General features: G+C 72.3%; 19 protein-coding genes. 8 read left to right on the top strand and 11 right to left on the bottom strand.

Features of this window, described 5'->3' with window-relative positions:
• Window positions 1–25: 25 nt before the first annotated feature.
• Together EXE44_RS12340 and EXE44_RS12345 are read left to right on the top strand one after the other, a co-directional pair.
• Window positions 26–571, top strand: coding sequence for a pyruvoyl-dependent arginine decarboxylase (locus EXE44_RS12340; protein ID WP_137717388.1), 546 nt, complete (start codon window positions 26–28; stop codon window positions 569–571).
• Between the two features lie 95 nt (window positions 572–666).
• Window positions 667–1,044, top strand: coding sequence for a DUF5811 family protein (locus EXE44_RS12345; RefSeq protein WP_053770950.1), 378 nt, complete (start codon window positions 667–669; stop codon window positions 1,042–1,044).
• A 51-nt stretch (window positions 1,045–1,095) separates the two neighbouring features.
• On the opposite strand, the gene EXE44_RS12350 is transcribed toward EXE44_RS12345, so the two are convergent.
• Window positions 1,096–1,974 carry a succinylglutamate desuccinylase/aspartoacylase family protein gene (locus tag EXE44_RS12350; RefSeq protein WP_137717389.1) on the bottom strand — a complete coding sequence of 293 codons (879 nt, stop codon included), beginning with the start codon at window positions 1,972–1,974 and terminating at the stop codon, window positions 1,096–1,098.
• Between the two features lie 55 nt (window positions 1,975–2,029).
• Complete coding sequence (locus EXE44_RS12355) at window positions 2,030–3,652, bottom strand: lipopolysaccharide biosynthesis protein (RefSeq protein WP_137717390.1); 1,623 nt, start codon at window positions 3,650–3,652, stop codon at window positions 2,030–2,032.
• A gap of 120 nt (window positions 3,653–3,772) precedes the next feature.
• Between EXE44_RS12355 and EXE44_RS12360 the strand changes: the two genes are divergently transcribed.
• Window positions 3,773–6,907, top strand: coding sequence for an FAD-binding and (Fe-S)-binding domain-containing protein (locus EXE44_RS12360; RefSeq protein WP_137717391.1), 3,135 nt, complete (start codon window positions 3,773–3,775; stop codon window positions 6,905–6,907).
• Window positions 6,908–6,975: 68 nt separating this feature from the next.
• On the opposite strand, the gene EXE44_RS12365 is transcribed toward EXE44_RS12360, so the two are convergent.
• Window positions 6,976–7,962: an aldo/keto reductase gene (locus EXE44_RS12365; RefSeq protein WP_137717392.1), complete on the bottom strand. Its 987-nt coding sequence runs from the start codon at window positions 7,960–7,962 to the stop codon at window positions 6,976–6,978.
• 111 nt (window positions 7,963–8,073) lie between these two features.
• On the opposite strand from EXE44_RS12365, the gene EXE44_RS12370 reads away from it, so the two are divergent.
• Window positions 8,074–8,283: a hypothetical protein gene (locus EXE44_RS12370; RefSeq protein WP_137717393.1), complete on the top strand. Its 210-nt coding sequence runs from the start codon at window positions 8,074–8,076 to the stop codon at window positions 8,281–8,283.
• 6 nt (window positions 8,284–8,289) lie between these two features.
• Here the strand turns inward: EXE44_RS12370 and EXE44_RS12375 are convergent, their stop codons facing one another.
• A complete protein-coding gene (locus tag EXE44_RS12375; protein WP_137717394.1) occupies window positions 8,290–8,664 on the bottom strand; it encodes a hypothetical protein in 375 nt (124 codons plus the stop codon).
• Between the two features lie 66 nt (window positions 8,665–8,730).
• Window positions 8,731–9,816 carry an alanine--glyoxylate aminotransferase family protein gene (locus EXE44_RS12380; RefSeq protein WP_137717395.1) on the bottom strand — a complete coding sequence of 362 codons (1,086 nt, stop codon included), beginning with the start codon at window positions 9,814–9,816 and terminating at the stop codon, window positions 8,731–8,733.
• A gap of 143 nt (window positions 9,817–9,959) precedes the next feature.
• On the opposite strand from EXE44_RS12380, the gene EXE44_RS12385 reads away from it, so the two are divergent.
• From EXE44_RS12385 to EXE44_RS12395, 3 genes are all read left to right on the top strand, one after another.
• On the top strand, window positions 9,960–10,556 hold the full coding sequence (locus EXE44_RS12385) for a metal-dependent hydrolase (RefSeq protein ID WP_199241212.1): 597 nt from the start codon (window positions 9,960–9,962) through the stop codon (window positions 10,554–10,556).
• 105 nt (window positions 10,557–10,661) lie between these two features.
• On the top strand, window positions 10,662–11,690 hold the full coding sequence (gene thyA / locus EXE44_RS12390) for a thymidylate synthase (protein WP_137717397.1): 1,029 nt from the start codon (window positions 10,662–10,664) through the stop codon (window positions 11,688–11,690).
• On the top strand, window positions 11,690–12,244 hold the full coding sequence (locus tag EXE44_RS12395; protein WP_137717398.1) for a dihydrofolate reductase: 555 nt from the start codon (window positions 11,690–11,692) through the stop codon (window positions 12,242–12,244). Before thyA ends, EXE44_RS12395 begins: the two co-directional genes overlap by 1 nt.
• 42 nt (window positions 12,245–12,286) lie before the next feature.
• Here EXE44_RS12395 and EXE44_RS12400 read toward each other — a convergent pair whose 3' ends face one another.
• Entirely contained in the window at window positions 12,287–12,703 is a 417-nt protein-coding gene (locus EXE44_RS12400; protein WP_053771002.1) for a thiol-disulfide oxidoreductase DCC family protein, read from the bottom strand.
• Window positions 12,704–12,848: 145 nt separating this feature from the next.
• Between EXE44_RS12400 and EXE44_RS12405 the strand changes: the two genes are divergently transcribed.
• The gene (locus EXE44_RS12405) at window positions 12,849–14,480 is read left to right on the top strand and encodes an HTTM domain-containing protein (RefSeq protein ID WP_137717410.1); all 1,632 of its coding nucleotides are present in this window, start codon (window positions 12,849–12,851) and stop codon (window positions 14,478–14,480) included.
• A 92-nt stretch (window positions 14,481–14,572) separates the two neighbouring features.
• On the opposite strand, the gene EXE44_RS12410 is transcribed toward EXE44_RS12405, so the two are convergent.
• The 5 genes from EXE44_RS12410 to EXE44_RS12430 form a co-directional block, all read right to left on the bottom strand.
• Window positions 14,573–15,352 carry a metal-dependent transcriptional regulator gene (locus tag EXE44_RS12410; protein WP_369333858.1) on the bottom strand — a complete coding sequence of 260 codons (780 nt, stop codon included), beginning with the start codon at window positions 15,350–15,352 and terminating at the stop codon, window positions 14,573–14,575.
• Entirely contained in the window at window positions 15,349–16,467 is a 1,119-nt protein-coding gene (locus EXE44_RS12415) for a metal ABC transporter permease (RefSeq protein ID WP_137717399.1), read from the bottom strand. The genes EXE44_RS12410 and EXE44_RS12415 overlap by 4 nt, the downstream gene beginning before the upstream one ends.
• A complete protein-coding gene (locus EXE44_RS12420; RefSeq protein ID WP_137717400.1) occupies window positions 16,464–17,366 on the bottom strand; it encodes a metal ABC transporter ATP-binding protein in 903 nt (300 codons plus the stop codon). Before EXE44_RS12420 ends, EXE44_RS12415 begins: the two co-directional genes overlap by 4 nt.
• Window positions 17,363–18,412, bottom strand: coding sequence for a metal ABC transporter substrate-binding protein (locus EXE44_RS12425; RefSeq protein WP_137717411.1), 1,050 nt, complete (start codon window positions 18,410–18,412; stop codon window positions 17,363–17,365). Before EXE44_RS12425 ends, EXE44_RS12420 begins: the two co-directional genes overlap by 4 nt.
• A gap of 176 nt (window positions 18,413–18,588) precedes the next feature.
• Complete coding sequence (locus EXE44_RS12430) at window positions 18,589–19,470, bottom strand: homoserine kinase (RefSeq protein WP_137717401.1); 882 nt, start codon at window positions 19,468–19,470, stop codon at window positions 18,589–18,591.
• Between the last annotated feature and the right edge of the window lie 22 nt (window positions 19,471–19,492).

Below are 19,492 nucleotides of genomic sequence, written 5' to 3' on the forward strand. Positions count from 1 at the left end.
CGCGCCCGCCGCCGACTCGCCCGTAATGAACACCATCCACGTCGCCGGCGGCGTCGGGATCGCCGACACGGCGATGGCCTCCTACGACGCCGCGCTCGCGGACGCGAACCTCCACAACTACAACCTCGTGGCGGTCTCCTCGGTCGTCCCCGCCGAGGCGACGGTCGAGGCGGTCGCGGAGGCGCCCGACCTCGGCCCCGCGGGCAACCGGCTCACCGTCGTCGAGGCGCGCCGGACGGTCGGGCCGGGCGACGAGGTCGACTTCCGGGAGGGCGGCCGCGCCGGCGCCGAGGGCGCCGAGTCGAAGCGCGCCCCGAGGCGACACCCCGACGCGGTCGCGGGGCTCGGCTGGGCGACGGGCCCGGGACCCGGCCTCTTCTACGAGGTGACCGGGGAGGACCCCGACGACGTGCGCGAGCGGATCGAGGCGGGCCTCGACAGCGGGGCGGGCCTCCGCGACTGGGACCTGCCGGACCGCGAGACGCGCGTCGAGACGGTCGCGGCCGAGCCGGACCGGTACGCGACCGCGGTCGTGATCGCCGCCTACGGGGAGTCGGAGCCGATCCTGTAACGGGCCGCGCGGAGAGAGGCCGGACCGCGCCGGAGCCCCGGTCGCCGCCGCCGACGCCTTTTTGACTCGGCTCCGCGTACGAGTCGTGTCTTCGAATGAACGGCAACAACCCGTACGCCGGGGCACCGGGTGTGACGGACGCGGGCTCGCCCGCGGCCGTCGACCTCTCTCCGGACCAGGAAAAACAGCTCCGGCGCGCGGTCGCCGGAATCGTATCGCGCACGGAGTCGTATCTCCCCGACAGCTACGCGGTCGGCTCCGAGCTGTCCGTCGGCGCGGACGGCCCGCAGGCGACCGTCGCGGTGAACCCCCCGGCCGGCCACCCCGTCTCGGCCGGCTTCACGCCGGACCCGGAGGACTTGGACGCCGGCATCGCCGAGTCCGACACCGACGAGGTCGCCCGCGGGCTCGCCGCCAGCGCGGCGGTCCAGGTGATGGACGCCGTCGGCGACATCACGCCCACCGCGAAGTGACGGTCCCGGCCCGGACGTAGCCCGTTCGAGCGATCGGTCCGCCCCGCTCTCTCAGTCGTCCCCTTCCTCGCCCTCCTCGCGCGGGTACACCCGCAGGTCGCCCTCGTCCGGCGGCTTCAACGTGCCCGTGACGCGGCCGTAGATGCCGAAGATGTCGTCGTACCCGTCCTCGCTCGCGAGGATCGGGACCACGCCCGGCTCCTCGACGCGGTGGGTGTACACGTCGTCCTCGGCGAACACCGCGCCCTCCGGGATCGGCTCGAAGTTCCGGAAGTGGACGTGCGGCGTCCCGCCGCCCTTCGGCACCTCCTCGCTGCCCGCGACCACGGTCGTCTCCGAGAACGCCGGCGGCTCGTCGGCGAGCGCGCCGTGGACCCGCAGGAACGCGCGGCACGCCTCGTGGCCGAACTCGACGGCCTCCTCGCTGCCCTGTCGGCCCACCTCGATCGAGACGGTGTGCGGGATGGTGGAGTCGAGCGTCGTCGACCGCAGCCCGCTCGCGTCGACGACGTGGTCGACGGGGAGGCCGGTGACGGTGCGGCGGACCGACTCCGTGAGGTCGCTGAAGATGGCGAACGGCGGCGGCGCGCTGTGCGACGTGTGGAGCGCGAGCACGGCGTCGAACCCCTCCAGTTCGGCGGCGAGCCGCGGCGCCAGCGCCCGCTCGTACTCGTCGCTGTCGGCGTCGCCCGGGAACGCCCGGTTCAGGTCCGCGTCCGTGTAGCGCGTTCCGGCCTCGATCGCCGGCTCGTTGGCGAGTATCAGCCGGACGAGCCCCGCGGACTCCCCCTCGCCGTCGGACGGGTCGAGGGGCGCGAGCTCCGCTGCGAGCCGCTCTACGATCCGCACGCCGGCGGGCTCGTCGCCGTGGATCCCGCCGACGATCGCGACGCGGGCCGACCCCGCCGACCCGCGGTCGAACGTTTGCATACCGTCAGTACGTCGCGGTCCGCCCATAAATCGTCGCGATCCGCGCCCGGCGGGATCAGCGGTCGAACCGGTCGGCGAGCGCGGTCCGGTACCGCCGCGCCAGCCGCCGCGCGACGAAGCGGTCGCGCGGGTCCACGCCGATGAGCCGGAGCGACGCCGCGTACGCGACGAGCCCGACCGCGCTCCCCGCGACGACCGCCGGGGCGCCCGCCAGCAGCCCTCGGACCGCGTACATCGCGGCGACGGCGACGGCGCCCGCCGCCAGCGGGGTGAGGAACGTGCGGTCGAACGGCCACAGCCCCTCGAAGCGGCGGAGGAGGAGCACCTGGATCCCGTTTTGAACCGCGATGGCGAGCGACGTGCCGAGCGCGGCGCCGACGAGCCCGTAGCGGACGACGAACGCGTAGGTCAGCCCGACGTTGAGGACCGCGAGCAGCCAGTCGAGCGCCATCCGCGCGTACTGGTGGTCGGTCATCATCAGGAGCCAGCCGGTCGCGCCGACCGCGCTCCCGACGAAGACGCCGCCGAGGTAGACGACGAGCGGGAGGTAGCCGTCGGCGTACGCCGCGCCGAACAGGGACAGGATCTCGCGGCCGTACACCGCCAGCACGGCGAGGATCGGGACGACGGCGGTGACGATCTGTCGCGTGACGGAGCCGTACACCGCGTTGAGCGTCGCCGTCCGGTCGTCCGCGTACAGCTCTGAGGCGACCGGCGGGAGGAGCTGGTTGAACGACAGGAGGGGGATCCACGCTACCGCGATCACCACGAGGACGACGTTGTACACGCCGGCCGCGGTCGCCGTCAGCAGCGCGCCGACGAGCAGCACGTCGACGCGGTTCTGGAACACCTTTCCGAGGCTGCTCATCGCGACCGGCGCCGCGTGGTCGTAGAAGCGGCGCGCCTCAGCGCGGGCGCCTCGGAGCGTCGGGCGGACGCCGGTGACGGACGCGGAGAGCGGGACCGCGGCCGCGGCGAGCAGGCCGGTCGCGGCGACGATCGCTCCGGCGACGCCGACGACTGAGTAGCCGAGCGCGAGCGCCCCCAGGGCGCCGACGAGCCTCACCCCCGGCCGCAGCAGCTTGTTGAACAGGACCTCGCCGCGGGCCGACCCGACCGCGCGGAGGAGTGCGGACGCGACCATCACGACGCCGAGGAGCCCGACGAGGCCGCCGAACGCGCGCATGGTTCCCGCGAACGCCGGTTCGGTGACGGTGCGCGCGTTTATCGCCGGCGCCGCGACCCAGACGCCGGCCGCGATCGCGACCCCGAACGCGACCGTCGTGGCGTACGCGAGGCCGGCGACCGCGCCCTGCCGGTCCGGCTCGTCCGCGTACTCGGGGAGGTAGCGCTGGATGGCGGGGACGCCCCCGAACGTCACGAGCCGCGAGCACAGCTGGGCGATCCGCCACGCCAACGCGTACACGCCGTAGGCGGTCGGGCCGAGCCCGCGGGTCAGCGCGAACTCCGTCGCCGCGATCAGCGCCCGCTGGCCGGCGACGCCGCCGGAGGTGAGCACCGCGCCGTGCGCGATCGTCTCCAGCGCCTCCCGCTCGTCGTCCGGGATCGCGTCGCCTCCGTCGTCGGACCGCGCGCCGCCTCCGCCTCCGGCGCGCTCGTGCCTCTCCCGGCCGTCGGCCTCCGAGCCGCTCGCGTCCTCGTCGCGTTCGTGCGCCACGGTCGTCTCCGTCGGTCGGTCGCGGTGCCGCGGAAAAAGCGGCCCGCTTCGCCGCCGGCCTAAATGAATATAATTATCGTTCACGATAGATTTATCACGCTCATCCCGTCCACCTACCCCATGGACGGAGGAGGACTCGCCGGCGACGGCGGCCCGGGGGGATCGCGCGACGAGGCCGACGGCGAGCGACCGCGTCGGGCCGCGTCCGACGGCGGCGTGGCCGCGGGGTCCGCCGGTGCGGACCGGTCGGGCGTCTCGGCCGCCGCGCTCGGGCACGACAGGCCGGACGTCGAGGCGTACCGGTCGCTCGCGGCCGACTTACGCGACGCGGTCGCGGGCGGCGTCGAGTTCGACGAGTACGCGCAGGTGCTGTACGCGACCGACGGGAGCGTCTACCAGGCCCGGCCGGCGGGCGTCGTCTACCCCCGCGGCGTCGACGACGTGCGGGCCGCGACGCGGGTCGCGGCCGACCACGGCGTCCCCGTGCTACCGCGCGGCGCGGGGTCGTCGCTCGCGGGACAGACCGTCGGGCCGGGCTGCGTCGTGCTCGACTGCTCGCGTAACATGGACGCGATCCTGTCGGTCGACCCCGACGCGCGCCGCGCCACGGTCCAGCCCGGCGTCGTCCAGGACGACCTCGACGACCGCCTCGCCGCGGACGGCCTGAAGTTCGCGCCCGACCCCGCCTCCTCGGCGCGCGCCACCGTCGGCGGCGGCATCGGCAACAACTCCACCGGCGCCCACTCCGTGCGGTACGGGATCACCGACGCCTACACCGAGGAGCTGCGCGTGGTGCTGGCGGACGGCTCGCTCGTCCACACCCGAGAGGTCGTCCTCGACTCGCCCGAGTACGAGGCCATCGTCGCGGGCGAGGCGGCCGGCGAGCGCGAGGCCGCGCTGTACGAGACGGTCCGCGCGCTCGTCGAGGACAACGCCGACGAGATAGCCGAGCGATACCCGACGCTCAAGCGGTCGGTCTCGGGGTACAACCTCCACAAGGTGATCTACGAGAACGACGACGGCGAGGAGGTGATCAACCTCTCGAAGCTGTTCGTCGGCGCCGAGGGGACCTTGGGCGTCGTCGTCGAGGCCACCCTCTCGCTCGTCACGCGCCCCGAGGCGACCGCGCTGGCGCTGTACTCGTTCGACTCGCTCGACGCCGCCATGCGCGCGGTCCCCGAGGCGCTGGCGCTCCCGGTGAGCGCGGTCGAGCTGATGGACGACGCGGTCGTGGAGCTGGCCGCGGGGTCGCCCGAGTACGCCGAGTACGCGGAGCCGATCCCTGACCGGGCCGCGGCCGCGCTCATGCTGGAGTGGGACTCGGAGCTGGTCGACGACTTCGAGGCGGCGGTCGCCGCCGCGAACGACCGGTTCCGCGGCGACGGCGACCGCGACGCCTTCGACGTCATCGAGGCGTACGACGAGGGCGCGCAGGCGGACCTCTGGAACCTCCGGAAGGCCGCGATACCGCTCCTGATGAGCATGGACGGCGACGCGAAGCCGTACCCCTTCATCGAGGACGCCTCGGTGCCGCCCGCGGAGCTCGCCGACTACGTCGCCGCCTTCGAGGAGGTCCTCGACGACCACGGCACCTCGGCCGCGTACTTCGCGCACGCCGGCGTCGGGACGCTCCACATCCGCCCGATCCTCTCGCTGAAGGAGTCCGAGGGCGTCGAGACGATACACGCCATCGCCGACGACGTCACCGACCTCGTCTTGGAGCACCACGGCGCCTTCTCCGGCGAGCACGGCGACGGGCTCGCGCGCACCGAGTTCAACCCGAAGATGTACGGCGAGGACCTCTGGGCGGCGTTCCAGGAGCTGAAGTCCGCGTTCGACCCCGAGTGGCGGATGAACCCCGGGAAGGTCGTCTACGTCGACGGCGAGACCGCGGCCGAGCGCGGCTACCCCGAGGCCGCCGCCGACACCGACATGCGCGAGAACCTCCGGTACGGGCCGACGTACCGATCGGTCGAGCCGCAGACGAACCTCGACTTCTCCGACGAGGGCGGCTTCTCGGAGCTCGTCGAGCTGTGTAACGGCTGCGGCACCTGCCGCGAGACCGACTCCGGGACGATGTGTCCGACCTACCGCGCCTCCGGCGAGGAGATCCAGACGACCCGCGGGCGGGCGAACATGCTCCGGGCCGCGATAAGCGGCGAGCTCGACGACGAGGAGATCCACTCCGACCGGTTCCAGGCGGAGGTGTTAGACCTCTGTGTCGGCTGTAAGGGCTGTCAGAGCGACTGCCCGACCGGGGTCGACCTCGCGAAGCTGAAGGCGGAGGTGAAACACGAGCACCACGAGCGGGAGGGCGCGGGGCTGCGCGAGCGGCTGTTCCGCGACATCGACCGGCTCTCGGCGCTCGGGAGCCGGCTCGCGCCGCTGTCGAACGCGGCGGCGAAGGTCCCCGGCGCCCGCAGGGCGATGGACGCGCTCGTCGGGATCGCGCCCGAGCGCGCGCTGCCGACCTTCCGGTCCGAGAGCTTCGAGGCGTGGTTCGCGGCCCGCGGCGGCCCGGCGGTCGACCCGGACGACGCGGTCGACACGGTCGCGCTGTTCCCCGACACCTACACCGACTACAGCTACCCGGCGGCCGGGAAGGCGGCGGTGCGCGTGCTGGAGGCCGCGGACGTCCGCGTCGAGGTCCCGGAGGGCCTCGCGCCCTCCGGCCGCGCCGCCTTCTCGACGGGGTTCCTCGATACCGCCCGAGAGCGCGCCGCGGAGAACGTCGCCGCGCTCGCGCCGCGCGTCCGCGAGGGCCAGTCGGTCCTCTTCGTCGAGCCCTCGGACGCGGTGATGTTCCAGGACGAGTACCTGGACCTGCTCGACGGCGCGGACGTCGAGGCGGTGTCCGCGGCCGCGGCCGGCGTCTGCGAGTACCTCGACGCGCGCCGGGTCGACGAGCGGCTCTCGTTCGACGCGCCGGCGGAGACGCTCACCTACCACGGCCACTGTAACCAGAAGGCGGCGAACACGGACCACCACGCCGTCGGCGTCCTCCGGCGCGCCGGCTACGGCGTCGACCCGCTCGACTCCTCGTGTTGCGGCATGGCCGGCTCGTTCGGCTACGAGAGTGAACACTACGACCTCTCGCAGGCGATCGGCCGCATCCTCTTCGGGCAGGTCGCCGACAGCGACGGCGACGCGGTGACGGCGCCCGGCGCCTCCTGCCGGTCGCAGCTCGGCGACCGCGAGGGCGCCGAGACGCCGCCACACCCGATCGAGAAGCTGGCGGCGGCGCTCGACGAGTGAGGCGGCGGGACGCGCCTCGCCGCGTCCTCACGCCGCTCCGCGTCGCGCTCGCCGGCGCTCTTCCGCCCTCACCAGCGCTGGTGGACGTGCTCGCGGACGTGCTCGTCGTACACCTCGCTCGCGGCGTCGCGCTCGGCGTCGGAGAGCGGGGGCGCCTCGCTCGCGGCCGCGTTCGCCCGGACGTGCTCGGGCGTCGTCGACCCCGGGATCACCGTCGAGACGGCGTCGTGGTCGAGGATCCAGCGCAGCGCGAACTCGGGCAGCGGGCGGTCGTCCGGTAGGCGCTCGTCGATCGCGTCGACCGCGTCGAGGCCCGCCTCGAAGGGGACGCCCGCGAACGTCTCGCCCACGTCGAACGCCTCGCCCTCGCGGTTGAAGTTCCGGTGGTCGTCCTCGGGGAACTCCGCGTCGCGCGAGAGCGCGCCCGTGAGCAGCCCGGACGCGAGCGGCACCCGGCAGATGACGCCCACGTCGCGCGCGGCGGCCTCCTCTAGGAACAGCTCGGCCGGCCGCTGCCGGAAGGGGTTGAAGATGATCTGGACGGTCTCGACGCCCGGGTACTCGATCGCCTTCAGTCCCTCCTCGACGCGCTCGACGCTGACGCCGTAGCTCGCGATCCGTCCCTCCGATTCGAGCGTGTCGAGCGCGTCGAACGTCTCGGGCCGGTAGTACACGTCCGTCGGCGGGCAGTGAAGCTGGACGAGGTCCAGCGTGTCCATCCCGAGGTTCTCCCGGGAGCGGTCGACGAACCGCCGGAGGTTCGCCTCCGCGTAGCCGTCTGCCTCGTGGGGGTCGAGCCGGCGGCCGGCCTTCGTCGCGACCGTCACGTCGCCCGCGGCGATGTCGTCCGCGAGCGTCTCGCCGACGATCCGCTCCGACCGGCCGTCGCCGTACACGTCGGCGGTGTCGAAGAAGTCGATCCCGGCGTCGCGGGCGGCCTCGACGGCCGCGACCGCCTCCGCCTCCGTGACCTCGCCCCAGTCGCCGCCGATCTGCCAGGCGCCGTAGCCGACCTCGCTGACCGCGCCGACATCGCCGAGTTCGCGGTGGTTCATGTCGCCCGAACGTTTCTCGGCCTGACGCAAGGGCGTTCCGAAGGCGGGTGATCGCCGTCGTCGCCGGACATCACCCGTTTTAACGGGGAACCGAAACGACTCGGGCGTGTCATGAAGCGGCTCGGACTGGCGGTGAACGCGGTCGGTCTGCTGATCAGCGCGGTCGGTACGCTCGTGCTTTACGCACACGTGACCAACAGGTACCACTCGCAGATAGCTGATATCGGCTCCGTCGCGGTCGGATACCTCGGCGTGATCCTGTTCGGGGTGTCGGTGTCGCTCTCCGGGATCGCACTGTTACTGTGGGAAACCCGCGCCTGAGGCCCCCTACTCGCCCGGGAACGGGAGGTGTGCCCGCCCCTCGTCCCACTCGGCGTTCATCACCCGCCAGCGGGGGTTGTCTCGCCACAGCGAGCGCTCGTCGCGTTCCGCGAGCTCGTGGGCCGTCGTCTTGTCGTGGCCCGCGGCGCGGTGTTCGATCTCCCTGAGTTCGTGGTAGAGGATGAACCGATCGTACTTCGCCCACTTCTCGGAGATCCAGATCTCGTTTCGCGGAATTCCGAGGTCGTCGGCCGCGGGCGGATAGATGAGCTTGCCGTCGAGAACGACGCGGTAGCAGGCGTTGTACTTCGCGATCTCCTCGTGGGGAACGTGTTCGACCGTCCAGCCGCGCTCCCGGATCGCCTCGCGTGGCGACGCCATGTGCGGACGCCCCGTCGCGCGACGGTTCAACGTTCCGGCGGCGTGCGGCGCGTTCTCACCCCGCGCTCACAGCACCGCGGCGAGCGCGTCCATCGCCTCCTCGACGCGCTCGACCCGCGCGTTGTGGCCCATGTGTCCCACGCGGAGGATGTCCTCCGACCCCTCGCCGAGGCCCGTCGCGAGGATCACGTCGTGCTCCTCGCGTAGCCGCTCTTGGAGCGCCTCGGCCCGCCCGGGCACCTCGAAGGCGGTCACCGTCGGCGAGCTGCGCTCCGGGCTCGGGACGGTCTCCAGCCCCAGCTCCGCGCCGCGCTCCCGGCACCGCGCGGCGGCCGCCGCGTGGCGCTCGCGGACGGCGTCGAGGCCCTCGTCGAGCAGGAGCCCGAGCGCGGCGTCGAGCGCGACGACCTCGGTCGTGAGGTGCGTGTACGGGAAGCCGTCGCTCACGTCGCGGAACGGGAGGAAGTTCGCGTACAGCGCGTGCGGCTCTCTCGCCTCCATCGCGGCCCACGCGCGGTCGCTCACCGCGGCTGTCGCCAGCCCCGGCGGCGCGCTGAAACACTTCTGGGACGCGCCGAGGCACACGTCGATCCGGCCGGTCGGGACCTCGACGCCGCCGAGCGAGGAGACGGCGTCGACGACCGTCAGGGCCCCCGGGGCCGCCGCCTCGATCCGGTCGAGCGCGGCCTCGACGTCGTTGAGCGTCCCCGTCGGCGTCTCGCAGTGGACTATCGTGACGAGGTCGAAGTCGGCGTCGTCGGCCGCCAGCGCCTCGTCGAGCGCGTCGAGCGGCAGCGGCTCGTCGTGCTCGGCGGCCACGAGCGTCGGGTCGCCGCCGTACGACTCGACGAAGTCGGCGAACCCCTCGCCGTAGAGCCCGTTCGACAGGCACAGGACCTCGGTGCCCGGCTCGACGAGCGACGCGACGGCCGCCTCCAGGCCGAGGATCCCCTCGCCGCCGAGGGCGACCACGTCGCGCCCTCCCTCGGCCGCCGAGACGGCAGGATCGACGCCGTACACGGTCGCGAGCCGGTCCGTGAGGCGGTCGTATATCTCCCGGAACCGGGGGTCCACGTCGGGGTTGATCAGCTCGCGGGACATCGCGTCGCGCACGGGCTCTGGGACCGCGGTCGGCCCCGGCGTCATGAGCATACGCCTCGGTTCGCGCGACGGGATATAAACGGACCGCGAAACGACGGCTGCGGCGGCCGAGGCGGCCGTCGACGCGGGTTCGGGCCCGCGACCGCCGCGCCGACACGTTCATATATTTCTGTCGCCTGATTTTTGTCACGATGATGCTTCCGACCCACGTGCTGGCGGGGATGCTGCTCGCGGCCCCACTGGTGCGCGTCGCGCCGGAACTGGCGCCGGTGGGACTTGTCGCCGGATTCCTCGGTGGGCTCGTCCCCGACCTCGACATGTACACCGGCCACCGGCGGACCCTCCACTACCCCGTCTACTACTCGGTCCTCTCCGTCCCGGCGCTCGTCGCGGCCGCGGTCGCGCCGTCTGCGCTCACCGTCGCCGTCGCGCTCTTCCTCCTCGGCGCGGCGCTCCACAGCGTCGCCGACATGTACGGCGGCGGCCTGGAGCTCCGCCCGTGGGAGGGGAACTCCGACCGCGCCGTGTACGACCACTACCGCGAGACGTGGGTCGCGCCGCGGCGCGGCGTCCGGTACGACGGGGCCGTCGAGGACCTCGCCCTCTCCGTCGGGCTCTCGGTCCCGCTGCTCGTGCTGGTCGACCCCCCGCTCCGCGCGGTCGTGATCGGGACGCTGGCGGTCGCGGTCGTGTACACCGTGCTCCGCCGGCGGCTCGCCGAGATGGCGGCGGCCGTGATCCCGCTGCTCCCGTCGTCGCTCGACCCGTACCTCCCCGAGCGGTACCGGTGATCCCCCGGCGAACTCCGGGAACCAAGCGCTTACTTTCCCCGCCGCACACGAGTCGATAACAGTCCGCGCCGGCGACCGCCACAGTCCCGGCGCGCGGAACCCACCATGCAACAGTACCTCGACCTCGTCGACGACGCGCTCTCGTCCGGCACGTACAAACCGAACCGAACCGGCGTCGACACCATCGCGACGTTCAGCGGGCAGTACACTGTCGACCTCGCGGAGGGGTTCCCGCTCCTGACCACGAAGAAGATGGACGGCTACCGGTGGAACTCGCTGATCCACGAGGTGCTGTGGTACCTCTCCGGGGAAGAGCACATCCGGAACCTCCGCGAGGAGACGAAGATCTGGGACGCGTGGGCCGACGAGGAGGGGAAGCTCGACACCGCGTACGGTCGGTACTGGCGCCGATACCCGGTCCCGGAGGACGACGCCGCGCTCCCCGGGGAGACGTGGCCGGACGACGCGCACCGCTGGGTCACCGTCGAGGAGGAGGCCGACGGGACGACGCGACGGACCTTCGACCAGATCCAGTACGTCCTCGACACGCTGGAGGAGAACCCCCACTCGCGCCGGATGGTCGTGAACGCGTGGCACCCGGCGAACGCCGCCGTCTCCACGCTGCCGCCGTGTCACTACACCTTCGTCGTGAACGTCCAGGACGGCCGGCTCAACCTCCACCTCACGCAGCGCTCGGGCGACATCGCGCTCGGCGTCCCGTTCAACATCGCCGCGTACGCGCTGCTCGCGAACGCCTTAGCCCAGCGGACCGGCTTCGAGGTGGGGGAGTTCGGCCACACCGTCGTCGACGCGCACGTCTACTGCGGCCGCGGCGACCGCGGGAAGTGGTACGCGAACAACCTCAGGTACGTCCAAGAGCGGCTCGCGAACGTCGAGAGCAAGGAGGGGTACCTCGACGTGAAAAGCTGGGTCGAGCGGACCGCGCCGGACGAGCCCAACGGTCAGGAGGGGTACGACCACGTCCCGGGCCTCCTCGAACAGCTCTCGCGGACGCCGCGCGACCGACCGCGGATCGAGATCGCGGACAAGCCCCTCGACGAGCTCGCCTACGAGGACGTCTCGGTGGTCGACTACGACTCCGCGGACGGCATCTCGTTCGCGGTCGCGGAGTGATGGCGGACGCCGACGCCCGCGAGGGGGCGCGCGACGCCGATCCGGACGTAGTCCTCGTCGCCGCCGTCGCGGACAACGGCGTGATCGGCGACGGCGGCGGGATGCCGTGGCACTACCCCGCCGACCTCGCGCACTTCAAGCGGCTCACGACCGGCCACCCGGTGATCGTCGGCCGGAAGACGTACGAGCGCATCGCCGAGCGGATCGGCGGGCCGCTCCCCGACCGGACGAACGTCGTGTTGACGACCCGTTCGATCGGCGACGCCGACCTCGCCGACGGCGCGGTCGTCGCGCACGATATCGAGTCTGCGCTCGCGCGAGCGACCGCGGACGCCGCCGAGCGGGGGGTCGACGCCGTCTACGTCATCGGGGGCGCGACCGTCTACGCGGCCTACCTCGACCGCGCCGACCGGATGGTCATCACCGAGATCCCGGAGCGCCCGGCGGGCGACACCCGCTTCCCGGAGTGGGACGCCGACGCGTGGGCCGAGCGCGACCGCGAGACCGACGGCGACCTCGCGTTCGTCACGTACGAGCGGCGCGACGCGGAGTGAGGAGCGCCCGGACCTGGCTTTCGCTCGCCGTCGGACCGCCGCTCACTCGAGGAACCGCGACTCGGCGTCGCCAGGGGGCATCATACACCGGTCCTTCTTCCCGAACCAGCGGTACCGGTTGTCGGCGACGAAGTCGTACGCGCGGTCCCGGACCGCTCGCGGCACGAACCGGAACGGGGACAGCAGCCGGTAGGCCCCGCCGAGCCCCGTCGCGATCCGGATGATCGCCGCCGACTTCACGTAGCTCTCGCCGTCCTCGATCAGGACGACCGAGTCCAGCTCGTCGGTCGCGAGGTCGTGTTCCGCCAGCAGCGACCGTCCCACGTCGGACTGGAGCGAGGCGAACCGGTACTTCCCCTCCGGATCGCGGGGGAGGACGAACTGTACGAACCCGCTACAGAGGTTACAGACGCCGTCGAAGAGCACGACGGCGGCGTCGTCCGGGATGTCCTCGTCCATTGCCTGGCGGACCTACGCGGCCGCCGCAGTTCAGGATTCCGGTGCGGGCGGCGCTCGCTCCGGCGTCGCGAGGCGATGACGGTGCCGTCGCACGGAAAACTTATACGCGTTCCTCGTCGTCACCAACAAGTTGGACCGCAAGACCATGGCTGGAACCCCTTCCGACTCGACCGCCCGGTCGCGGCTCTCGGCGGCCGTCCGACGCCTCGGGGACGCCGTCGCCGCGCGCGTCTCGGTCGACCGCCGCGCGCTGGCCGCGTTCCGGATCGGGCTCGGAACCCTGTTGATCGTCGACCTGCTCCTCCGCTCGCGCTCGTTCACCGCCTTCTACACCGACGCCGGCGTGCTGCCGCTCCGGGCGTTCGCCTCCGACTACGCGACGAACAACTCGCTCCACGCGCTCTCCGGCGAGCCGTGGGCCGTCGGCCTGCTGTTCGCGCTCGCGGGCGTCCTCGCCCTCTCGCTGGCCGTCGGGTACCGGACGCGGCTCGCGACGGTCGCCTCGTGGCTGCTGCTGGTCTCGCTTCACGCCCGCAACCCGATGGTGTTGAACTCGGGCGACACCCTGCTCCGCATGCTGCTGTTCTGGAGCGTCTTCCTCCCGCTCGGCGCGCGCTGGTCGGTCGACGCCGTCAGGCGCGCCGACCGCGAGGCCGGCGGCGACGGGGACTCGCCGTCATCGAGTTCGGGCGGGACCGCCGTGGCGAGCGTCGCCACGATGGCGGTCCTGCTACAGATCCTCGTGATGTACCTGACGAACGCCGTCCACAAGTTCGCGAGCGAGCCCTGGATGAGCGGGGAGGCGGTCGCGTACGTCATGCAGGCCGACCAGTTCACCTACCTCCTCGGCGCGTACCTCGCCGAGTTCACCGGCCTCCTGCGCGTGTTCACGGTGCTGTGGGTCGCGCTGCTGTTCGCGTCGCCGCTGTTGCTCCTGCTGACCGGGCTCCCGCGCGCCGGCCTCGCCTCGCTGTTCGTCGGCATGCACCTCGGGATGGCGGTCACGATACGGGTCGGCCTCTTCCCGATAATCGTCGTCGTCGGCTTCATCCCGTTCCTCCAGACGCCCGTCTGGGACGCCCTCGGACGGGTAGCCGACCGCTTGAACCTGTCGGCGCCGCTCGCGCGCTGGAAGGCGCGGTCCGAGTCGCTCGCGCGGACCGCGCTCTCCGCCGGCCCGTCGCTTCCCCGCCCGGCCGCGTCTGAACGCCTCGATTCCCTCCGCGGCAGCGACCTCGGCGCGGGCCTCGCCCGCGGGCGCGTCCTCTTCACGACGGTCCTGCCGTACGTCTTCCTCGTTTTGATCCTCCTGTCGAGCGCGGCGTCGGTCGGTTACGCCGAGGTGCCGGAGCCCGCCGACGAGGCCTTAGACGCCGCCGAGATGGACCAGTCGTGGCAGATGTTCGCGCCCGACCCGATCCACACGACGCGCTGGTACGTCGCGGCGGGCACGCTCGAAGACGGGAGCGAGCGGGACGTGTTCCGCGACGCCCCGGTCACCTTCGACAGACCGGCGCGCGCCGAGACCACCTATCCGACCTCGCGCTGGCGGAAGTACCTGAAGAACGTCTACGGCGCCGACAACGAGAACCACCGCTCGTACCTCGCGAACTACCTCTGCGGGGAGTGGAACCGCACCCACGAGACGGCCGTGGAGAACGTGACTATCTACCAGGCGTACGAGCGGACGAACCCCTACAACGGGACGGTCGAGGCCGCGAACCGGTTCGAACTGATCGAGTACGACTGCTCGGGCCCGTTCGTTCAGCGCGACTGAGCCGCGCCGACGGCGGTGTCCGGCCTCGTCCCGGCCTCGCGTGCGGTCCGTCCCGGCCTCGCGTCCGGCTCGTCCTTAGCTCGCGCCGAGCGTCAGGAGCCGTCGCTCGCGGCGTCCACGGGCTCGACCTCGATGAGTCGCGCTATCTCCTCGGGGAGGCTCTGGTCGTCCGTCGGCGTCTCGACGGTCACCATCCCGAACGGCGCCACGTCCACGACGGCGAGCTCGACCTCCGGGCGGACGCCGGCGTCGGAGAGGTAGCGCAGCTCGGCGTCGCCCTGGTGGCGGATCCGGCGGACGACGACGCGGTCGCCCTCGTCGGCGTCGACCAGTCGGACGGTGTCGCCCGCCGTCGGCAGCGAGAGGTCGGCGTCTGGGATGGGGTCGCCGTGCGGGTCGACCGGCGGGTTGCCGAGCGCCTCGGCGATGCGGTCGCTCAGCTTCTCGGAGACGTGGTGTTCGAGCCTGTCGGCCTCGTCGTGGACGTCGACCCAGCTGTAGTCGAGCTGCTCGGTCAGGAACGCCTCCAAGAGGCGGTGGTGCCGGAGGATCTCCAGCGCGACGACCTCGCCCTCCTCGGTGAGCGTCACGCCCTTGTACTCCTCGCGGTCGACGAGCCCCCGCTCTTCGAGCTTCTTCACCATCGAGGAGACGGTCGGCGCGGTGACCTCGAGGTAGTCGGCGAGGGCGGAGGTCGACACCCGTTCCCCGGTGTCGCGCTCGATGGCGTAGATCGATTTGATGTAGTCCTCCATGACCGCGCTGATGACGTCCGACGACGCCCGCGGCCCGGAGCCGTCGGCGCCGGCCTCGCGTTCCCCGGCCGTTCCGTTCCCGATGCCCGCGTCGCCCCCGTCCTCGTCGCCCGTCACGGTCGGTCACCCCCCGTTCCGGCGTCCGGGGCCGCGTCGTCGGTCTCGATGCTCTCCATCTCGGGGACCTCCCGCCCGCCGCGGGCGGACTGGACCTTCCCGACGACCACCGCGCAGACGTAGATCCCCACGGCGACGAGCACGATCACCCCGCCGGCGGTGACGCCGCCGTAGTAGGCGACGCCGATGCCGAGGAGGACCGCGAGCTCCGCTAAGACGACCGAGACGACGAGCGACTCGGTGAAGCTGCGGGACACCTGCGTCGCGCCCGCGACGGGCACGACGAGCATCGCCGCCACGAGGATGACGCCCATGATCTGCATCGCGCCGACGACGACCATCGCCGTCAGCATCACCATCACGCGGTTGTACCAGTTGACGGAGATGCCGGAGACGGCGGCCGCGGTCTCGTCGAAGGTCACGTACAGGAGCTGGTTGCGGGTCACCGCGACCGTGCCGACGATGACGACGAACAGCACGAGCAGGATCCCCGCGCTCTGGGGCGACACCGTCGAGAGGCTCCCGAAGAGGAACTGGTTCACCCCGACCGCGAGCCCGCCCGCGTTGAGGCTGATGAGCGTCGTCCCCAGCGCGAACCCCGTCGAGAGGACGATCGCCATCGAGACGTCGTTGTACGCGTCGGTCGTCTCGGAGATGAGCTCGATGAACAGCGCGGCGATCATCGCCACGACGACCGCGGTGAGGTACGGCGACACCCCGAGGTCGATGACGGCGTTGAGGAAGAGCCCGACCGCGACCCCGGCGAACGCCGTGTGCGCCAGCGCGTCCCCGATCAGCGCGAGCTGGCGGTGGACGAGGAAGGTGCCGATGAGCGGCGCCATCACGCCCACGCAGAGCCCGACGAGCACCGCCCGGTGCATGTACCGGTAGCGCGGGTTCAACATCTCCAGGCCGGAGAGGTAGTACGCCCAGTCCATCAGCCAGTACCACTGCGCCAGCACCCAGCGGAGGGCGGCGAAGAGGGCCTCCCCGACGCCGGCGAGGCCGCCCTGTAACGCGAGCGCCCCCGGCTGCGCGCCCGCGGCGAGGGGCAGCGACTGGTCGACCGCGGCGAGGAGCCACGCGGCGAGCGCGGCGGTCAGCGGGTCGTTCATTCGGCACCCCCGGTGAGGAAGCGCGCCTCGGTCCCGAACGCCCGCGCCAGGGCGTCGCTCTCGACGAACTCCTCGGTCGGGCCGTCGAAGTACACCTCGCGGTTGAGACAGACGACGCGGTCGGCGTGCTCGACGACCGCGCCGAGGTCGTGCTCGATGAGGACCACGGTGATCCCCGCGTCGTTGAGCGCGCCGAGCAGGTCGTAGAACGCGTCGACGGACTCGGCGTCGACGCCGACGGTCGGCTCGTCTAAGACGAGCAGGTCGGCCTCGCCCGCCAGCGCCCGGGCGATGAACACCCGCTGGCGCTGGCCGCCGGAGAGCCGCCCGACGCGCCGGTCGGCGAACGCGCTCATCCCGACGGTCGCGAGCGCGTCGTCGACGACCGCCCAGTCGGCGGCCGTGAGACGGCCCGAGACGACGTTCGCGGCCCACCGCGCCGTGCGGACGGGGTCGTCGGCCAGCCCGTCGGCGAGCGCGCCGTCGGCCAGCCGGTCGAGCCCGAGGTACGGGAACCGGCCCATCTTCACCACCTCGCGGACGGTGATCGGCATGTCCTGGGCCGCACTGGCCTGCTGGGCGACGTAGCCGATCCGCTCGCCGTCGTCGAACCGCGCCGCGTCCTCGCCGAACAGCCGGGCCGTCCCCGCGTCGGGCCCCAGCAGCCCGAGCATGAGCCGCATCAGCGTCGACTTGCCGGAACCGTTCGGTCCGACGACGGCGACGTACTCGCCGGACTCGACCGTCAGCGACACGTCCTCGACGACCGGCGTCGCCGTGTAGCCGAACGTGACGCCGGCGAGGTCGATCACCGACTCCGCCGCGCCGTCGGCGCCGGCCTCGGCCGAGCGGTCGGCGCGCTCGACAACCGCCGCCCGGTCAGCGTCGTCGGCGCTCATACCGGCTCGAAGTTCCGCCACTGTTCGACCCACCCGTCCGTCGGCGCCGCGGCCTCGGGCGTCTCGTTCCCTAAGACGATCTCGAAGGTCGGCATGTTGATGTTGTACGCGATCTCCTCGTACCCCCAGTCCTCCGCGAGCCACTCCTCGCGGATCCCGGCGTACGGCGTGACGGGGAAGTACGCCTCGACGGCGGTCTCGCGGACGAGCTGCTGGGCCGGGCGCTGCGACTCGAAGACGCCGTTCGCGATGTACCGGATGTCGTTCTCGCGGATCACGCGCGTCGCCTCGCGGATGTCCGCGGGCTTGACGTCGCCGCTCGCCGCGAGGCTCGTGACGAGCGGGCGCATCCGGACGCCGTACCGCACGCCGATGTACTGGAAGGCGTTGTGCGCGGCCAACTGGACCACGTCGCGGTCCGACCGCTCGAATATCGCCTCGTAGTCGGCGTCGATGCGGTCGAGCACCTCGCTTTTGTACCGGGCCGCGTTCTCGCGGATCGTCTCGGCGTGGTCCGGGACGAGGTCGACGAACCCCTCGGCGATGTTGTCGACCGACCGCTTCGCGCGGAGCGGGTCCAACCAGAAGTGCGGGTCCTTCCCGCGCTGGGCGCCGACCCCCTCCTCGTCGCGGTCGAGCGACGCCGCGAGGTCCACCAGGTCGACCCCCTCGCGGGCGTTTATCAAGGCCGTGTCCGTCCCGTCGGCCTCGACCGTCCGGATGGCGCGGTCGGCCCACGGCTGGAAGTCCTCGCCGACGTGGACGAACGCGTCCGCCTCGACGATCCGCCGCGTGATGCTCGCGTTCGGCTCCCAGCCGTGGCCGTGGAGCCCCGTCGGAACGAGGTTCTCGACGGTCAGCGGGGTCCCCTCGGCGACCTTTCGCCCGAAGTCGTAGAAGCTGAAGAAGGAGGCGACGGCGACCGGCCCGCCGTCGTCGCCCTCGGCGCGTCCCGACCCGACCGGCGCGCTCGGGAGCGCCGTACACCCGGCCGCCCCGGCCAGGGCCGTCGCGCCGCCGATGCGAAGCGCGTCGCGTCGCGTCACCGACCGTCCGTCGTCCGCGTCGGATATCATATTACGTACCACATCCAATTGTTAGACTTGTCTAATCCTAACTTTCTGCGTATATATACCCCTTTCGGTGACGATGACGGGCGTCGGCCTCCTAGAGTGGCAACTGAGCGGTCGGTGAGCGCCGCTCCGCACCGGCTCACCCCGAGTCAACCGTCGAGGAACGTCGTGCCGCGTCCGATCCGGGTCTGGTACGCGCGCGCTTCGACCCCGGCGCCGGCGAAGGCGTCGAGCATCGCGGCCGCGACGTCGCGGCGGTCGCGCTCGCGGCAGGCGGCGATCACGGCGGGGCCGGCGCCGCTGACCGTGACGCCGGTCGCGCCGGCGTCGAAGGCGCGCTCGCGGACGTCGTCGTAGCCGGTGATGAGGCGGGCGCGCTCGGGCGTGACCACGGGGTCGCTCATGCCGGCCCCGACGAGGGCCGGGTCCGAGCGGCACATGCCGATCGCGAGCGTCGCCGCGTTGCCGACGGTCGCCACGAGGTCCTCCATCGAGGCGCTCTCGGGGACCACCCGGCGCGCGTCGCGGGTCGAGACCGCCACGTCGGGGAGACAGACGACGAGGGGGATCGCCGCGTCCACCGAACTGGTCCCCTCGGCGGTCGTCACGGTGAACCCGCCGAGGATCGAGGGGGCGACGTTGTCCGCGTGCGCGACCCCGGAGACGACCGCCTCGCCCTCCGCCGCGATCGGGACGAGCTCCTTCCGGGAGAGTCCACGGTCGTACAGCCGGTTGAGCGCCACCGCCGCGCCGGCGGCGCTCGCGGCCGAGGAGCCGAGCCCCGAGGCCGGGCGCACGCCCTTGTCGATGTGGATCCGCGCGGGCGCGTCGAGCGCCTCGACGACGGCGCCGACGGTGTTCTTCTCGGGGTCTTCCGGGATGTACTGCGCGCCGACGCCCGTGACCTCGATCGTCGTCTCGGCCGCCTTCTCGACCGTGACGACGTCCGCCGGCCGCGAGAGGGCCGCCCCGAACACGTCGAAGCCGCTCCCGAGGTTCGCGCTCGTCGCGGGGGCCCGTACCGTTACCATGGCGGGGAGTGTCCCCCGCGGG

This window comes from Halorubrum sp. SS7 (assembly GCF_005435055.1).
GTDB lineage: Archaea > Halobacteriota > Halobacteria > Halobacteriales > Haloferacaceae > Halorubrum > Halorubrum salinarum.

What these genes read in the sequence shown, in the direction of transcription:
- EXE44_RS12340 (WP_137717388.1), top strand. Translation starts at nt 26, where the DNA reads ATGAACACCATCCACGTCGCCGGCGGCGTCGGGATCGCCGACACGGCG.
- EXE44_RS12345 (WP_053770950.1), top strand. Translation starts at nt 667, where the DNA reads ATGAACGGCAACAACCCGTACGCCGGGGCACCGGGTGTGACGGACGCG.
- EXE44_RS12350 (WP_137717389.1), bottom strand. Translation starts at nt 1,974, where the DNA reads ATGCAAACGTTCGACCGCGGGTCGGCGGGGTCGGCCCGCGTCGCGATC.
- EXE44_RS12360 (WP_137717391.1), top strand. Translation starts at nt 3,773, where the DNA reads ATGGACGGAGGAGGACTCGCCGGCGACGGCGGCCCGGGGGGATCGCGC.
- EXE44_RS12365 (WP_137717392.1), bottom strand. Translation starts at nt 7,962, where the DNA reads ATGAACCACCGCGAACTCGGCGATGTCGGCGCGGTCAGCGAGGTCGGC.
- EXE44_RS12370 (WP_137717393.1), top strand. Translation starts at nt 8,074, where the DNA reads ATGAAGCGGCTCGGACTGGCGGTGAACGCGGTCGGTCTGCTGATCAGC.
- EXE44_RS12375 (WP_137717394.1), bottom strand. Translation starts at nt 8,664, where the DNA reads ATGGCGTCGCCACGCGAGGCGATCCGGGAGCGCGGCTGGACGGTCGAA.
- EXE44_RS12380 (WP_137717395.1), bottom strand. Translation starts at nt 9,816, where the DNA reads ATGCTCATGACGCCGGGGCCGACCGCGGTCCCAGAGCCCGTGCGCGAC.
- EXE44_RS12385 (WP_199241212.1), top strand. Translation starts at nt 9,960, where the DNA reads ATGCTTCCGACCCACGTGCTGGCGGGGATGCTGCTCGCGGCCCCACTG.
- thyA (WP_137717397.1), top strand. Translation starts at nt 10,662, where the DNA reads ATGCAACAGTACCTCGACCTCGTCGACGACGCGCTCTCGTCCGGCACG.
- EXE44_RS12395 (WP_137717398.1), top strand. Translation starts at nt 11,690, where the DNA reads ATGGCGGACGCCGACGCCCGCGAGGGGGCGCGCGACGCCGATCCGGAC.
- EXE44_RS12400 (WP_053771002.1), bottom strand. Translation starts at nt 12,703, where the DNA reads ATGGACGAGGACATCCCGGACGACGCCGCCGTCGTGCTCTTCGACGGC.
- EXE44_RS12405 (WP_137717410.1), top strand. Translation starts at nt 12,849, where the DNA reads ATGGCTGGAACCCCTTCCGACTCGACCGCCCGGTCGCGGCTCTCGGCG.
- EXE44_RS12415 (WP_137717399.1), bottom strand. Translation starts at nt 16,467, where the DNA reads ATGAACGACCCGCTGACCGCCGCGCTCGCCGCGTGGCTCCTCGCCGCG.
- EXE44_RS12420 (WP_137717400.1), bottom strand. Translation starts at nt 17,366, where the DNA reads ATGAGCGCCGACGACGCTGACCGGGCGGCGGTTGTCGAGCGCGCCGAC.
- EXE44_RS12430 (WP_137717401.1), bottom strand. Translation starts at nt 19,470, where the DNA reads ATGGTAACGGTACGGGCCCCCGCGACGAGCGCGAACCTCGGGAGCGGC.